Source organism: Oryzifoliimicrobium ureilyticum (assembly GCF_037199735.1).
In the GTDB taxonomy this organism is placed as follows: domain Bacteria; phylum Pseudomonadota; class Alphaproteobacteria; order Rhizobiales; family Rhizobiaceae; genus Rhizobium; species Rhizobium ureilyticus.
Window position 1 is genome coordinate 26761 of sequence record NZ_JBBBVQ010000029.1, and the last position, 16117, is coordinate 42877.

A 16117-nucleotide genomic window follows, 5' to 3' on the forward strand; every position below is an offset into this window, starting at 1 on the left:
TGCGCCTCGATCGTCTTCCCGCAACGGCCACGACCACTTTTCTTACCCCTGCCGGCTGCGCCGCCATTCCTCTCCAACTAACAAAAGTGGCAGTTGCCGCCCTCCACTGTGTTCCGGCCCTATCAGGTGCGGTCCGATCGTCACCGGTCTTTGCGACAGCCATCGAGGCCGCGATGGGCGCGGCCCGAACACGAGAAAAGGAATACGACAATGGCAACCATCGGCACCTTCACCTCCACCGAAAACGGCTTAGGTCACGTCGCCAGAAGTGTCCTTTAGTGCTGTCGTTTCGGGTCTTGGCACACAGACGTCCGGGTCAAGCGTTCCCGCAGCGTAGCGAGGACAACGCTTGAGGCGGCGGCGACACCTTAAGCTTGTCCATGGGGTGCAGGCATTGTCCTGCACCCTTGCCACGTGGCGAACGGGAGAGCGCGAGGGGAACCCCTCGCGTCCAAAGGAAGACTCGCGCCGGAGGCGCTCCGCTTATTCTTTCTTAAGGCGCTGTCATCTGTCCGTTTCGTCGAAGACATAAAGTCCTGGACGATGTCGATGTCCTTTTGCGCCTCCGGGCGCTTTGCCCCCGGAGGTGCAATGGTTTCGATTGTACGGGCGGCGCCCGGTGTTGATGGGATTCCGGCCGGATTTCCGATTTTGCTCGACGCGCAGATGTCGATTTTGGAACCGGCCTTCAGTTATTTGCTCGAACTCGCCACTATCCCCGGCCGCTCTCACGCGCTTGAGACGCTGCGGACGTATAGCGAGCACCTGCATGATTGGTTCGACAGCCTGGAGCAGAGCGGGCTGGACTGGCGCTTCACGGACGAAGGAGCCATCGCCGCCTACCGCAATCGGATGCTGTCGGCACCCAGCCCTCATACCGGGCGACCCTATGCGCGCTCCACGGTGAATTATCGTGTCCGGACGATTTGTCGTTTTTATTCATGGGCGCATCGGCGGGGTCTGATCGATGCCATACCTTTTGATTATGTCGAGGTGTCGGTCCGGTCAGGACGCCGGCAGGGCATGCTGGCGCATCTGGATCACCGGCCGCTAACTGTGATGGCAAACATTTTGACGATTTCGGAGGTTGAGCGGCTGCCGCGACCGCTCCGGGTCGATCAGCTCCAATGCTTATTCCGGCATCTTGCCTCACCTTATGATTTGATCGCCGAGTGGGCTTTGGCAACCGGCATGCGCCGTAAGGAGCTATGCGGCTTGCAGCTTCATCAGGTGCCGAGCGTCGCTCATCTCGATATAGATGAGACCCCACTCATCGGGGTGCCGCTGACTGTCACAAAGGGGGATCGGCCGCGAACCGTCTATCTGCCGCTGCGACTGATCGATCGGACCCACTGGTATGCGGGGGAGCAACGCGCGGTGCTGGTGAAGCGGCGGAGATCCGAACCCGGGTACCGTCCGCCAACGGCGCTTTTCCTCAACAGCAACGGCGATCCGGTTTCAAGAGCGAGGTTTTCAGCCGCGTTCGGGGCCGCCTTTGAGGCGGCGGGGCTGACGGGATCTGGCCATTGGCTGCGCCATACCTTTGCGATGACCATGCTGGTGCGCCTACAAAAGCAGGCGGTGACGAAGCCGGATCTCAATCCGCTGAAGATTGTGCAAGTCTTGCTCGGCCATGCGTCGATCCAGTCGACAGCTATCTACCTGCGCTGCGTGGAACTCAACGCCGATGCACTCGCCGAGAGTCTTGCCTACCTCTACGGCGAGTTGGTGCCCGATGACCGCCCGTAAGAGAAGCCCGATTGATCGCCGCTTCTCGGTTCCCGCCGCGCAGTCGGAGATCGCAGTTTCCCGGCTATTGACGAACACGATCATTTTCATCGATGCGTGGGGCAAGCCCGAGCAACGCTTCGACCTCGATCAACTCATTGGCCTGCCAGCTGATCTGCGAGAGCTTCTGATCGACGCCTTTCGCGAGCATTGTGCCGGTCAGAGGCTGGCTACGCGTCGCACGGCCTGGGGAGCAGTCCGCCGTTTCGCCCGCTTCGTCGCGGCCGATGGCATGATCAGACAAGCCGGCGACGTCGATACGGCTGCGATCGGCCGCTATGTTCTCTGGCTCCGCAAGGAGGGCACCTCGCGAGCGGCGCGTGGCGCGCATGCCATCGCCTTCGATCTCCTGCGTCCCTTGCTGTTATGGTGTCGGCGCAACAGACCAGGTGTGCTTCCTGCCAATCTCGACATTCCGTGGAACGCGTTTCCGGGCCGCCGGACCAGTCAACAACCACGACGCAGGCTCTCCGCCGACGAGATCAAGGCGATCCTTCGTGCCTGCTACGAGGAGATCGATGAAGCATGGGCGCGGTTTCAGCATGGTCAGGAGGTCATCCGCCGTCCCGAGCTCCCGCCGAAGACGCTGCGCGGTCAGGGCCTCGACCGATGGATATGGCGCATTTCCAGGATTGAAGGTGGTCTGATGCCGGACGTCGCTGCCTTGGAGGAGCACGGCATCAAGTCCAGCACATTGGTCAAGTATTGGGGCGGCTCCCGCACCATGACTCAATATTTCCACATCACCACCGATACGCTCGTTCCGTTCTTTCTGGCTATCGCCATCCAGACCGCTGCCAACCCCGAGGCGCTCCGACATATTCACCGCGATTGCCTCGTTCCTCACCCCCTCGATGAGCACCGTGTCATTATCGACTGGACCAAGGCTCGGACCGGTGCCCGGCTCCAGAAGGCGCAGCGCCGCTCCTTCGACCGGCGACGGCGCTACGCCGCACCGAATCTGATCGAGATGATGCTGGCCCTGACCGCGCCTATCTCCGCCACGGCGCTGCCCGCCGAACAGGATCATCTGTTCCTGACTCGCAGCATCTTCAGGGAGCACGTTCGTCGCTCCCTTCGCAGCCGCACCGGGATCATCGAGCATTCCGTCCTCAGGCGGGCAATCCTCAGGTTCATAAAACGCGCAAACCGCCGGATCGAAGAATGGAATGCGGCACATCCAGATAAACTACGCGACGCGATCGCCAATTTTGGTCCGGCGCTGTTTCGAGGGACTGTCGCCACCGCGCACTACCGTGCCTCGGGCGGCGATGTTCTCGTCGCGCAATCGCTTCTGAACCATGCAAGTGTCGCGACAACCGAGACCTATCTCAAGGGCGAGGAGACGACACGGTTCCAGCGCCAGACGATCGCTCACCTGCAAGAGACGATGATCGCCTGGGTACGTGGGTCTGCTGAAGACGAGCCGGCGCCAGCATCCGGCGAGTCCCGTGCCACTGTCCTTTTCGGTCACGATTGTCTCGCCCCTGTCGTTTCCGGCCGCGACGGCGGCGAGCGCCTGTGCCCGCATTTCGGCGGATGCCTTGCCTGCCCGGGCCTCGTCATTCCGATCGACCCCGAGCATCTGGCCCGTATTCTCGCGGCCAGAGGCCGCCTCGAGCAGGCTCGTATCCGGCTCGATCCACGGCGCTGGAGCCTGCTCTATGCGCCATCATGGAAGATCATCACCCAAGATATCCTTCCTGACTTTCCATCGGAGATGCATGAGGTCGCACGCGAACTCGCCGCAAACATGCCGGCCCTGCCGGAACTGGAGTGATCATGTCGGCGCTAGGCCAGCAGATTTCCCATCGTGACGTCCTTCGGCCTATATCGTCGCGGTCGTTCTGGAGCGATCCTCAATGGCATTTCGACAAGCCACGTGCCGATTTGCGATCCCATCAGCTTCTCATCGACTGGGCCTTCGAACTGCCGGACGGCGGTCGCTTCACCGATGAACGGTGGCGGCAGTGGCTGGAAGACGCGCGCGCTTTCATATGGTCGCTTCACGTCGATCCGCCGTCGGGCCGACGGCAGGCACGGCCACGAACATTGGTGACGACAGCGCTCAAGCTTCGTCTTCTGATCCGGTGGATGACGGAGCAGAGCATGCGCGGTTTCGACGAAATGGATCGCGATGCGGCCGAGCAGTTCATGCAGCATGTGGCGGTAAGGCAAACGCATTCTGGCGAGTCGATCAGGCCAAGCACCAGGCAGGCCTACGCCAACCTTCTCATCACCCTTTATCAGCAAAGGGCCAAGCTCGCCTCTCCACCTCCGGAGAGCCCCTTCGGTGATGAACGGGCCAGCCGGTTCTCCGGCTTCCGTCGTCACACCGTCCGCCGCTTGCCCTTCACGCCGGACGCCATCGCTGTTCCCCTCATATCGGCAGCAATCCGGCTGATCGGTCAACCCGCTGACGACGTGATTGCACTGCGCGACCGCGTTGTTCCTGCCCGCCTGGATGCTCAGGGGCAATCGCTGTTCATCCACCGGGCGGCAGTCCGGACTCTTGTGTCCTCCTTCCGCTTTTCCAAGCTCGACGGTGAGCAAGCCCCGTGGCACGCCCCACTCTCCGGGGTGAAGGAACTGCGGTTGCTGATCAACCGGATTCAGGAGGCATGCTTTGTCACCATCGCTTATCTGGTCGGCGCACGGGTCTCCGAGATCCTGACACTGGAGGCGGACTGCATTGAGGAGTATTCTTCGGCGGATGGCAGCGAAGCATTCGCCTATCTCCGCGGGCGGATATTCAAAACCACAGCAGGCGAGGCCGGAACGCAGCACCTGTGGCCGGCTCCGCCGCCTGTCCAGCGCGCGGTCGAGGTGTTGCACCGTCTCTCGGAGCCATATCGCGCCGAGACAGGTCGATCGGAACTCTGGCTCTCCCTCGCTGGCAGCGGCATCATCGACGCTCGAACCCCGGACGTCATCACCGCCGCTTCCCTCATTATCCGGTTGAATGAGCGGTTTGCGCCTTTCGTCGACTTGCCCCGCAATGAGGACGGCTCCGTCTGGCATCTGACCACACATCAGGGCCGCAAGACCTTTGCCCGTTTCGTCGGCAAGCGCGACCGCACCGGCCTTCACGCCCTCCAGCACCATTTCGGGCATGTGACCCGCATCATGACCGATAGCGCCTATGTCGGTACGGATTTCGACCTTGGCGAACTCGTCGATGCGCAGACACTGGAGGAGACGCACAACGCTCTGGAAGAGCTGCTTACCTCCGCTCGCCTCAGCGGCAAGGCCGGGCGGCTGATGTCTTCGCGATCACGTTTCCGAGGCCGCACCCGCGACGGTGAGCTTGCCGCCTATGTCGACTTCCTGATCGAGGACAGCGGCATGCGTCTCGGCGTCTGTGACTGGGGCTATTGCGTCTATCGTGCGGAGACCGCAGCGTGCATGGGCGACGAACGCGGCCCGAACCCGCTCTGGCGCACCGAGAGCACCTGCGCGAGCTGCGCCAATTTCGCCGTCACGGATCGCCATCGGCCCGTCTGGCAGGCACGCCTTGAACGCAATCTCGCACTGATTGGCGACCAGCGCCTCGACGAGGCTAGCCGTGCCCTTGCCAGAACGCGCATCGCCGAATGCGAGCGCATCCTTTCCGATCTGCCCGCAGCAGGGAGACCCCATGGTGAAGTCACATGACAAGCGTATGGAGGCGACTGCCGAGAAGCTGCGCGCCGCGCTCGATCGCCTCATCCAGGGGGATGGAAAACGCTCCATCGTCCCGGCCTCGCGCCTGACGGTTGCGGCACTGGCGCGCGAAGCCGGCGTTGGCCGCAATGCCATCTATAGCAACCACCGCGCCATTCTCGACGATCTCAACCAAGCCCTCCAGCGGCAGAGCCGGCCCGACCGGGGCCACCGCGTCGAAGACAGGATTTCTGACCAACGCAGCATGATGGACGAGATGCAGGCGCAGATCCGACAATTGGTAACCGAGAATGCCGGGCTCATGCGGCGAGCCATTGAAGCAGAGCGTCGCGCCGACAGGGCTGAACGCCGCAGCGCATTGTTGACGAAGGAGGTCGACACGCTTCGCCGTCCTACGCTGCTGCGGCCACCGGATGAGTGATGCGTGTGGCGCTGAACAGTGATGTTAGCCAGCCCGTTCTCATGCAATCCATCGCCGGCGCTGACTTAGTTGATCTTTACAGGACGGAAGCAGGCGAGGCACATCTTCCTTCTTGTCGTCACGGGTTGTTCGGACATGATGCAGGGATGGAGCGCGGTTTCCGGCGTTTGGTCACCGACCGGTTTCCACCGTCATGCACCAGGTGCCTTCTCCTCCATAAAGCTGCCCGAGACGCGTCCACTGCGGCCTTTCTTGTTGGCGTATCTCACACCGGGTTAGCCTGCTGTGCAGCCCGACCTCGATCCCGCAACAGCGCGATGCCGACCTTCTTCCCCGCCGTACTCGGCTAAAGCCTGCGCGCGGCTTCCTCGCGATAGCCAAGAAGCTCGTCCCTGCGCTGCCCTCCATTGCATTTCGGCCCTTCGGGTGCGGGCCGGTCGCCCGGTGCTCTCCGATCGCCATCAAGGCCGCGGTGGTCGCGACCTGATACAGCAACGGAGAAGACAAATGGCTCAGATCGGCACTTTCACCCGCAACGAAGACGGCTCTTTCGCCGGAGTTATCAAGACCCTCAACCTCAACATCAAGGCCCGCCTGGTCGTGGCCGAGAAGGAAAGCGACAAGTCGCCCGACCTTCGCGCTCTCGCGGGCACCATCGAGATCGGCGCAGGCTGGAAGAAGACCGCCAAGGAGACCGGCCGCGAATATCACTCGGTCAAGCTCGACGACCCGAGTTTCCCCGCTCCAATCTACGCCAGCCTCGTCGAGAACGAGGACGGTTACGCCCTCATATGGTCACGCTGAGGTGACCAATTGCAGGACGCGGCGCTCCACTCCGGAGCGCCGCAGTTCCGCAAAGGGTGAGCCCTCGGAGAGGCTCTTCGACAGTTCATCAAGCCGGAACGGACTGTGCGACACCTTGGTGCCGCCGCGCCGGCTCGGCCTGATGAAGATAAACGGCGAAGGTGTCCCAAGGTGGGGTGGTGGAGAGTTGCCACAGTATCCGCCCGACCTCGCCGCGATGATATCCTCCATGCAGGGCAACATGGGTCAGCATTTCCTCCCTGGTCATGTAGCCCTTGTCGCCATCGGTGAAGCTAAACGGGATCGCCTCGGCCAGAGTCTCGGGCGCGACGCCGCGAAGGTAATTGAGATACCATTGATCGGACGATGTTACCGCAGCGCGCAGTTCGCCCAACGTCGGCGTATCGTCCGTGTTGTCGGATGTGTAGCCATGCTGCGCACCGGTGAGATGAGCTGCGAAGATCCGAGCCACGACATAATAGTGGTTGATCAGGCGCAAGGCGGTGTGCAGCTCGGCCTTGTGCTGCTCCTGATCCAAAGTCGTCAATTTGTCGAACAGGTCATCATTGGCCCAAGCGTGATAGCCGTAGAGTTTTTGCAGCAATGTGCTCATGAGATCGGCCCTTCCAAGTTTTCCGAATGTGAGTAATTTACTCACATTCTGTACAAGGAGCGTCCTTTGTCTACTCGCATTGCAAAGCAGCAACCGGACATGCGCAAGAAGCCGCGACAGGCCCGTTCCCGTGCCACGGTAGAAGCGATCCTTCAGGCTGGAGCTCGCGTTTTGAGCGATGAAGGCTGGGCCGGTTTCACGACGAACAAGGTCGCAGACCTGGCTGGAGTGAGCATCGGCTCGCTGTACCAGTATTTTCCGGACAAGCTTTCTTTGGTCGATGCTATCCGTCGGCGGCATCTTGATGACTGCATAGCCGTCATGCGGCGATCCAGAACCGAAGGGCTGTCACCTGTGCAGTTTGTGGCGAACCTCGTTCGCGCCATGATCGCCGCCCATAGCATCTGCCCCGGCCTACATAGGGTACTGCTCGATGAAGCCCCAAGCTCGGATGACTATCGCAATCCCAACAGCGAATTTGAGATCGAATATATCGGTTACTATGCAGAGGCCGTAGCTACCTATCGGAACAGCCAGCTCGGCGAGAGCGATCGAACCGCCGCGCTGATCATTTCCGATGCGATAGACGGGGTGATCCACAATGCGGCGCGTCGCGGCATGTTGGCGGATCCGATGGTGCAAAGCGAACTTATTCGGTTGGTCAGCCTGTACATCAATGATCGAGGTGAAGCATCAGGTTGGCCTACATCAATCCGGCAAAAGGACACATCGGAAGTGTCTTTCAACGAATAAATAAGCTATACCAATAACTTATATCTAAAATGACAGTTGGAAGCTGACCTAAACCGGCTTCACCGGCTCCATCCGTACCCTCGCCCTCAACGTCAAGGCCCGCATCGCCCGGGTCGAGAACTCCTCCGACAAGGGCCCGCAGTTCCGCGTCTACGCCGGCAGCGTAGAACTGGGCGCCGCCTGGCAGAAGACCTCCGAGCAAGGCCGCGACTACCTCTCGGTCAAGCTCGACGATCCGAGCTTCCCGGCTCCAATCTACGCGACACTCGCCGAGGTCGAAGGCGAGGATGGCCTCCAGCTCATCTGGTCCCGGCCGAACCGGGACTGATCGGCATCACGAGGCTCCGCCACCGGCGGAGCCCTCTCCTCTGACCGAAATATCAAAGCCGTACCCGGCATCGAGCCAAGGCTGGCTTTTTTGGTGCCATAAGGAGGGGAGGAAAAACTGCTCAGTATCCGGTGATGATGCCAACGGGACTGCCGTCGTCAAGGATGAGCGGTACCCCCAATTTCGAATTGGCAGCAGAGCCGCCAACACGAAATCGGCTCCCCCACTCCCCCGCGCTGCCGGTCGCTTCGGTGATCCCTGACATCGTCTTTCACATAGCAGATCAGACGATAACCTACGGACTCGAACGCCACATTGACGAACTTCGTGCCGAACTGCGTAATGCTGTCGATCCTTGCGAGCGCCACCAGATCGAAGCCGAGCTCGATTTCGCACAGGCGGAGCTGATGCTGGCGATTGCCGAGATGGACGGCAGGATTGAAATGGAGCCACCGTTCTGGGGGGCCTTCATCTGATCGGGAAAGCCCCACTTGCCAGAGTGGGACTTTCAATAGCAAGGCTCACTTGTTCAGTGCATCCTTGAGCGCCTTTGCAGGCGCAAACGTCAGCTTGTTGGAAGCCGCAATCTTCATGGCTTCTCCAGTTGCTGGATTGCGCCCCTCGCGCTCAGGCGACGCCTTCACTTTGAATTTTCCGAAGCCGGGGATTGAAGTTTCTGTGCCAGCTACTGCTGCATCCGTAATGGCCCGGAAGACAGCTTCGACGATCGCCTTGCCCTGAGCCTTGGTCAGGTCATTGTCGACGGCGATCTTGTCAGCGATTTCGTTGGCAGTGGTCATGGAATTTCCTCGAGAAAAGGGACAATGTATAATCCGTGTCAGCTTCCGGGGTAGTTGTCATCGGCGCCGATCGCTGCGTCGCTCAGATTAACTGGCTTTCCACAACTCGTTTTGGCTTGTAGCCTCGCTTGCGTTTCTCTCGTAGAACATTCAGGAACAGAGCGACAGCATCGTGTTCGTTGTCGAAAAGATGGATGATCTGCTGCCCGCGCGTTCCGATCCGTCCCCAGGAACGCACAAGCGACACTTGCCCAAAGAGTGTGGGTTGGACCGCGAGCGCGTAAAACCGCGCCATGTTCTTTTGAGGCGCGATGCGTTCGACATAAAGGTGATAGGGCTGCGTGATCATGAACATAGAATCGCGCCAACCGGATCCGGCGTCCAACGAGAGTTTTGAATCGAACGAGGCTCACCGATTCATGGCGTTGATCAGTGCCACAGTTCCAGCACACCGGCTGCGACGTGTTCCCTCCCAGCTCCGAGCCAGGCCTTCGGCAACGAGCATGTCGCTGACAAATCGAAGGCCACGATAGACGACCCTAAGCTTGCGGCCGAAGCGGTCCTCGTCCCTCACTTGCTCCTGACCACGAGCGGTCCCGAGTTGAGTATTTCGAGCAGACGCTGCTTTGCTACAATACCGCGCTGGCGTTCACGCTCGCATCTCGAAGGGCTCAGTTCCAGCGTGTCGATGTCGGCAATCCTGACCTTCGTGCCTCGGAGCTAGAATGTATCTCCATCCATGAGGCATGGTTTCCTCTGCCCGTTTCCGCAAAACGAGAATGTCTGGTTTGGGGTCATCAGTTGCTGCGCTGACCCCGCGTTTGCGAAGCTGCAGACTGTCACGATTGCGACGGCGGCGCAGGCCGGAGATGTTCTCAATCTTTGACCTTCTATTCTTTGCTCGGATTCGTCTCCCCGGCCTCTGGGTGTTTCATGGCCAGCCTGTGGAACCGGTTCTCTCTAACGCAGGACCTCATATCTTGTCGACGAAACCAGATCGCGCGCCCGCATCGCAGCGGCGCGTTGCCGGCCGTGAACACGATCTGTTCGTCGGCGCGCATGCGAAGCACTTCATGCGGCTGGATCAGCGGTCTCGCGGCAAGCTGCTTCGAGCGTGTGCGCGACGATCCGCGAGACTGGAAACTGCGGCTGACCTGATCGATCTCGACCGTCGTTGTGCCGCAGCGCCGTGATATATACTCCGCGGTCTCCGGATCGTTGATCGCAGCAAACGAGATCCAGCTCGCGCTCTCGAACCACTTGCTCGAAGCGTCGCGGCCGCCGTAGGTTTCGCGGAGTTGGCCGATCGACTGGAAGATCATTGTCAGCGCGATGCCGTATTTCCGGCCTGCGTCGCGTGCGGTCTCGAGGATCCTCAGATAGCCGAGACGCGCCACTTCGTCGAGCAGGAAAAGGGTCCGCCCCTTCACATCACCGTTGCGGTTATAGATCGCGTTCAGCAGTGAACCGATGACGACGCGCGCAAGGCCCGGATGGGCTTCCAGCACTTTCAGATCGATCGCGATGAAAATGTCGGTCTCGCCGTTGGCGAGATCGTCGGTCGAGAGACTGTCGCCGGAGACCAGAGCGGCATAGTTCAGGTAGGACAGCCAGTGCGTTTCCTTGACTGCATTGGCGTACACACCAGAAAACGTCTCGGGCGTCATGTTGACGAAGGCGGCGACGTTCTCTTTCACGAAGGCGGACTCCGACCCTTCATAGATCTTCGTCAGGCGTGCCCGAAGCTGCGGCTCGGGTTGGGACAGGTTGGCGCGGACACGGCGCAAAGTCTGGTCTTTTTCAGCCGTGTGCCCCGACAGGCAAACGTCGGCGATCAGCGCCGTCAAAAGCTGCATCGCCGAGGCCCTGAAGAAGTCGTCGCGGGCGGACGCGGTGCGCGCATTGTCGGTCATGATCCACGTGGCGACGGCAACAATATCCTCTTCTTTCGTATTGCCATGACGGCCAATCCAGTCCAGCGCATTGAAGCCGACACCTGACGCTGTGGGATCGAGTACGATCACTTTCCGGCCCGTCTGGCGCCTGTGCTCACTGACCATGGGAGCGACCTCGCTCGACGGATCCAGCACAACGAGACCGCCACCCCATTTGAGCGCGGTCGGGATTGTTACCGAGGTCGTCTTGAAGCCACCGGAACCGGCGAAGACAATGCCATGCGACGAGCCGAAGGAGCCATCGAAGCAAAGCAGCGATGACTTACCTCCGACACCCCAACTCTGCGGATCACCGGCACGAAACGGCAGAGCGGCAACGCCATCGCGATCGACACGATATCGCTCGCCGATGACGATTCCGCCGTGCTCCGTAAACAGCTCCGCGGCCTCATGCATCTTCATCCAGTCGGCCTCGCCATGGATTGCTCGCCTGCCACCGATCCGCTTCGGTGCTACCATCGCGAAGGCGGCATTCCCCTTGATCGCGACCCGCAAGGCGAAGACGCTTCCAATGAAGGCGACGCCGGCGCCGATGATCGTTGCCGGATCAGCATAGGCGAGAACCGATTGTTTGGCCGGTACGTCGCTGGCAATACCGGCCTGCCGGATCGCCTCGCGTGTCATGGCGATGATGATGACCACAGCATTTCCTGTCAGCACGCTCAGCCCGGCAACCTTGATATTCGTCGATCCGTTGGCGGCAAAGAGCGTGACGACGCCGATCACGGCGGGAACAATATAAGGCAGGGCGAGCCCGACCCGGCCCAGCAGCAGCTTCGCTTGCGCCGATGTTCCGAGTGCAGCCAGTCGATGTTCCATGCCAGACGTCAGGACCATCGCCGCGATCATGATCGCCGCCGGCAGGACCAAGAGCAGCAATCTATTCACTGTCATTGCCGAAGGCCTCCGCGCCGATTGCTGTCAGGCGGGACTTTTCCGTCTCGTCGCCTTTGATGCGTCTCCCGGCTTCGATCAGCAGGCCGAGCAACAGAGAACGCTTTTCGTACCGCAGTCCCGCCTTGACGATCAGGCCGCCGAGTTCGATCTTTTCGCGCGTGTCCTTTTTGCGCGCCTCTGTCGTCGTTGATTTCGCCATCCGCTCAAGCCTCAACAGTCCCGCCCGCATCCGCGCGAGCCGGCTGCGTCGCGGACGGGTCACTGCCGCTCCTGCTCTCGCCAGCATACTTTCTTCCGGTCGCAGCACCTTTGTCTCCGCGAAACCGTCTAGCGGTCTCCTCGAACGCTGCCTGAAGCTCGACCTCGTCGATCTCGATCTCCCCAAGGCCGGCCTTCAGCGCGATGCGTCCGATGCGTTCGGCTTCACGGGTCTCAGCTTGCTTGAGCTGATCCTGCAATCTGGCGATTTCTTCCCTGATCCTCGATGACGGCTTCTTCATTCCGGTTGCTCCTCTGAACTCTGGGCATTGCTCTTGCGACGCCCAGATTCTTCCGGATGCGCAGAAAAGGACATCTGCAGATCTGCAGATCGCCAGGGGCGATGCTTTAGTGAATGATCCCGGCCGTTCCGAGGGAATGGTTCCAAGGGCGCAATTATACGTCGCGATGCGACGTGTTGCTTTCAGCCGTGGCGGGGCCATGTGGCCCCTGCCGCTCCGGACGAACGACGTTCGAACCAGGAGTTTCCTTCGCCGTGGCCATCGCCCATTTCTCAGCCAGCATTGTCAGCCGCGGCTCCGGCCGCAGTGCCGTGCTGTCTGCGGCCTACCGGCACTGTGCAAAGATGGAATACGAGCGCGAGGCGCGCACGATCGACTACACCCGCAAGCAGGGCCTGCTGCACGAGGAGTTTGTCCTTCCCGCTAGCGCCCCGAAATGGGTTCGCTCCCTGACCGGTGATCGTTCTGTCTCCGGAGCGTCGGAAGCCTTCTGGAACAAGGTCGAAGCGTTCGAGAAGCGTGCCGATGCGCAGCTTGCCCGTGACCTGACGATTGCCTTGCCGCTCGAACTGTCAGCGGAGCAAAACATCGCCCTGGTCCGGGATTTTGTCGAAAAACACATTATCGCCAAAGGCATGGTCGCCGACTGGGTTTATCACGACAATCCCGGTAATCCGCATATCCATCTGATGACCACGCTGAGGCCTTTTACGGAGGAGGGGTTAGGCTCGAAGAAGGTCCCTGTCATTGGCGACGACGGCCAGCCGGTAAGAACGAAGTCCGGAAAAATCCTCTACGAACTCTGGGCCGGATCGACTGATGATTTCAACGTGCTGCGGGATGGGTGGTTCGAGCGACAGAACCATCATTTGGCGCTTGCTGGGATCGATCTTCGCATCGACGGGCGTTCTTACGAGAAGCAGGGAATTGATCTCGAGCCCACTATTCATCTCGGCGTCGGGGCCAAGGCGATCGAGCGCAAGGCAGAGCAACAGGGCGTCCGGCCGGAGCTCGAACGGATCGAGCTGAACGAGCAGCGACGCACGGAAAACGCCCGCCGGATTCTGAAGAATCCCGCTATTGTGCTCGACCTGATCACGCGTGAAAGGAGCGTTTTCGACGAGCGCGACGTGGCCAAGGTCCTGCATCGCTATGTCGACGATCCTGCAGTCTTCCAGCAGTTGATGCTGAAAATTATCCTAGCCCCAAAGGTGCTCCGGCTGCAGCGCGACACGATCGACTTTGCCACCGGTGAGAAAGTGCTGGCGCGCTACTCGACGCGTGCGATGATCCGGCTCGAAGCGACGATGGCACGGCAGGCCAAGTGGCTGTCGGCTAAGAAAACGCATGCCGTCTCCGAGGCTGTACTGGATGCGACGTTCAGGCGGCATGAACAGCTCTCCGATGAGCAGAAGGCAGCCATCGAGCGCATTGCAGCGCCTGCCCGAATCGCTGCCGTCGTCGGGCGCGCCGGGGCCGGCAAGACCACGATGATGAAGGCGGCCCGAGAGGCGTGGGAGCTGGCCGGATATCGCGTCGTTGGCGGCGCGCTTGCAGGCAAGGCAGCTGAGGGTCTGGAGAAGGAAGCCGGGATCGCGAGCCGGACGCTTGCGTCATGGGAGCTGCGCTGGAACAGCGGCCGTGACGTTCTGGACGACAAAACGATCTTCGTCATGGACGAGGCCGGCATGGTGGCGTCGAAACAGATGGCTGGATTCGTCGATTCCGTCGTAAGGACGGGTGCGAAGATCGTGCTGGTTGGCGATCCCGAACAGCTCCAGCCGATCGAGGCGGGGGCCGCTTTCCGCGCCATTGTCGATCGCATTGGCTATGCCGAGCTCGAAACCATCTATCGCCAGCGCGACGACTGGATGCGGAGGGTATCACTCGATCTTGCGCGCGGCAATGTCGAAAAGGCTCTCGTTGCCTATGAAGGTCAGGGCAGGGTGCTCGGCTCTCGTCTGAAGTCCGAAGCCGTCGAGAGGCTGATCGCCGATTGGAACCGCGACTACGACCAGTCAAAGACGACGCTGATCCTCGCCCATCTGCGCGGCGACGTTCGCGTCCTCAATGTCATGGCTCGCGAGAAACTCGTCGAGCGCGGCGTTGTCGGGGAAGGTCATGTCTTCAAGACGGCTGACGGCGAGCGCCGTTTCGATGTCGGCGACCAGATCGTCTTCCTGAAGAATGAGGGATCGCTTGGGCTCAAGAATGGCATGATCGGCCATGTCGTAGAGGCCGCTACAAACCGCATCGTTGCAACGGTGGGCGAGGGCGATCAGCGCCGACAGGTAATCGTCGAACAGCGGTTCTACAACAATCTCGATCACGGCTACGCGACGACGATTCACAAGAGCCAGGGCGCCACGGTCGACAGGGTCAAGGTGCTTGCTTCCCTGTCCCTGGACCGGCATCTGACCTATGTGGCGATGACCCGTCACCGGGAGGATCTGCAGCTCTACTACGGGACGCGGTCCTTCGCCTTCAATGGGGGCTTGGCCAAGGTTCTATCCCGAAGGAATGCCAAGGAGACGACGCTCGATTACGAGCAACGCCAGCTCTATCGCGAGGCGCTGCGCTTCGCGGAAAACCGCGGCCTGCACATCGTCCAGGTCGCGCGCACGCTGGTCCGCGACCGGCTTGACTGGACTCTGCGCCAGAGGGCGAAGCTTGTCGATCTCGGCCAGCGGCTTGGCGCTTTCGCCGCACGCCTTGGCTTCACCCAAACCTCGAAGACCCAAACGATGAAGGAGGCCGCACCCATGATTGCAGGCATCAAGACATTTTCCGGCTCTGTTGCCGATACGGTCGGTGACAAGCTTGGCGACGATCCCGCCCTGAAACGGCAATGGGAAGAAGTCTCGGCGCGCTTCGCTTATGTCTTCGCCGATCCCGAAACCGCCTTCCGGTCGATGAACTTCGATTCTGTCCTGGCAGACAAGGAGATGGCGAAACAGGTCCTGCAAAAGCTCGGGGCGGCGGCGGAGACTTTCGGTCCATTGAAGGGCAAGACCGGCATTCTTGCGGGCAAGGTAGAGCGGGAGGCGCGTCGCGTCGCGGAGGTCAATGTCCCGGCCTTGAAGCGGGATCTTGAGCAATATCTTCGGATGCGCGACACCGCCGCATTGAGGCACCAGGCGGACGAGCAGGCCCTGCGCCAACGCGTTTCGATCGACATTCCGGCGCTGTCACCGGCAGCGCGTGTTGTGCTGGAGCGGGTGCGTGACGCTATCGACCGCAACGATCTCCCGGCGGCGATGGCGTACGCACTCAGCAATCGCGAGACCAAGATTGAAATCGACGGCTTCAACCGGGCGGTGACCGAGCGGTTCGGGGAACGGACGTTGCTGAGCAACGCGGCGCGCGAGCCTTCTGGAGCGCTGTACGAAAAACTCTCCGAGGGCATGAATACGGAACAGAAGAAGCAGCTGAAACAAGCCTGGCCGGTGATGCGGACAGCGCAACAGCTTGGCGTCCACGAGCGCACCGTCCAGTCGCTAAGACAAGCCGAGGAACAGCGTCTTACCCAGCGCCAGATGCCGGTGCTGAAGCAATGAGGCAGAGGGGGATTCTTCTGTTTCTGGCGGCTGCCGCC

At 60.7% G+C, this 16117-nt stretch carries 15 protein-coding genes and 1 pseudogene; 9 read left to right on the forward strand and 7 right to left on the reverse strand.

Features of this window, described 5'->3' with window-relative positions:
• Positions 1-591 precede the first annotated feature (591 nt).
• From VQ830_RS26100 to VQ830_RS26120, 5 genes are all read left to right on the forward strand, one after another.
• Entirely contained in the window at positions 592-1749 is a 1158-nt protein-coding gene (locus VQ830_RS26100) for a tyrosine-type recombinase/integrase (RefSeq protein ID WP_337271080.1), read from the forward strand.
• Complete coding sequence (locus tag VQ830_RS26105; RefSeq protein ID WP_337271081.1) at positions 1736-3568, forward strand: hypothetical protein; 1833 nt, start codon at positions 1736-1738, stop codon at positions 3566-3568. The genes VQ830_RS26100 and VQ830_RS26105 overlap by 14 nt, the downstream gene beginning before the upstream one ends.
• A gap of 2 nt (positions 3569-3570) precedes the next feature.
• A complete protein-coding gene (locus VQ830_RS26110; protein ID WP_337271082.1) occupies positions 3571-5442 on the forward strand; it encodes a site-specific integrase in 1872 nt (623 codons plus the stop codon).
• Positions 5426-5872: a hypothetical protein gene (locus VQ830_RS26115; protein WP_337271083.1), complete on the forward strand. Its 447-nt coding sequence runs from the start codon at positions 5426-5428 to the stop codon at positions 5870-5872. Before VQ830_RS26110 ends, VQ830_RS26115 begins: the two co-directional genes overlap by 17 nt.
• A gap of 507 nt (positions 5873-6379) precedes the next feature.
• Positions 6380-6676 (forward strand): DUF736 domain-containing protein, encoded by a 297-nt coding sequence (locus VQ830_RS26120; protein ID WP_337271084.1) that lies wholly within the window; start codon positions 6380-6382, stop codon positions 6674-6676.
• 88 nt (positions 6677-6764) lie between these two features.
• On the opposite strand, the gene VQ830_RS26125 is transcribed toward VQ830_RS26120, so the two are convergent.
• A complete protein-coding gene (locus tag VQ830_RS26125; protein ID WP_337271085.1) occupies positions 6765-7289 on the reverse strand; it encodes a DinB family protein in 525 nt (174 codons plus the stop codon).
• Between the two features lie 99 nt (positions 7290-7388).
• Between VQ830_RS26125 and VQ830_RS26130 the strand changes: the two genes are divergently transcribed.
• From VQ830_RS26130 to VQ830_RS28880, 3 genes are all read left to right on the forward strand, one after another.
• Complete coding sequence (locus VQ830_RS26130) at positions 7389-8042, forward strand: TetR/AcrR family transcriptional regulator (protein WP_337271104.1); 654 nt, start codon at positions 7389-7391, stop codon at positions 8040-8042.
• A 70-nt stretch (positions 8043-8112) separates the two neighbouring features.
• A complete protein-coding gene (locus VQ830_RS26135; protein WP_337271105.1) occupies positions 8113-8370 on the forward strand; it encodes a DUF736 domain-containing protein in 258 nt (85 codons plus the stop codon).
• Positions 8371-8534: 164 nt separating this feature from the next.
• Positions 8535-8846, forward strand: a complete 312-nt coding sequence (locus VQ830_RS28880; protein ID WP_438618741.1) for a hypothetical protein — start codon at positions 8535-8537, stop codon at positions 8844-8846.
• 45 nt (positions 8847-8891) lie between these two features.
• Here VQ830_RS28880 and VQ830_RS26145 read toward each other — a convergent pair whose 3' ends face one another.
• From VQ830_RS26145 to traC, 6 genes and pseudogenes are all read right to left on the reverse strand, one after another.
• Positions 8892-9170 carry an HU family DNA-binding protein gene (locus VQ830_RS26145; protein ID WP_337271086.1) on the reverse strand — a complete coding sequence of 93 codons (279 nt, stop codon included), beginning with the start codon at positions 9168-9170 and terminating at the stop codon, positions 8892-8894.
• An 82-nt stretch (positions 9171-9252) separates the two neighbouring features.
• On the reverse strand, positions 9253-9519 hold the full coding sequence (locus VQ830_RS26150) for a WGR domain-containing protein (RefSeq protein WP_337271107.1): 267 nt from the start codon (positions 9517-9519) through the stop codon (positions 9253-9255).
• 60 nt (positions 9520-9579) lie between these two features.
• Positions 9580-9750, reverse strand: a pseudogene (locus tag VQ830_RS28885) (hypothetical protein); the annotation flags it as partial.
• Positions 9751-10060: 310 nt separating this feature from the next.
• On the reverse strand, positions 10061-12019 hold the full coding sequence (gene traG, locus VQ830_RS26155) for a Ti-type conjugative transfer system protein TraG (protein WP_337271087.1): 1959 nt from the start codon (positions 12017-12019) through the stop codon (positions 10061-10063).
• Positions 12006-12221 carry a type IV conjugative transfer system coupling protein TraD gene (traD, locus tag VQ830_RS26160; RefSeq protein WP_337271088.1) on the reverse strand — a complete coding sequence of 72 codons (216 nt, stop codon included), beginning with the start codon at positions 12219-12221 and terminating at the stop codon, positions 12006-12008. The genes traG and traD overlap by 14 nt, the downstream gene beginning before the upstream one ends.
• A 4-nt stretch (positions 12222-12225) precedes the next feature.
• On the reverse strand, positions 12226-12522 hold the full coding sequence (traC, locus tag VQ830_RS26165) for a conjugal transfer protein TraC (RefSeq protein WP_337271089.1): 297 nt from the start codon (positions 12520-12522) through the stop codon (positions 12226-12228).
• A 254-nt stretch (positions 12523-12776) separates the two neighbouring features.
• Here traC and traA point away from each other — a divergent pair, with 254 nt between their 5' ends.
• A complete protein-coding gene (gene traA, locus VQ830_RS26170; protein ID WP_337271090.1) occupies positions 12777-16079 on the forward strand; it encodes a Ti-type conjugative transfer relaxase TraA in 3303 nt (1100 codons plus the stop codon).
• The last annotated feature ends 38 nt before the right edge of the window (positions 16080-16117 follow it).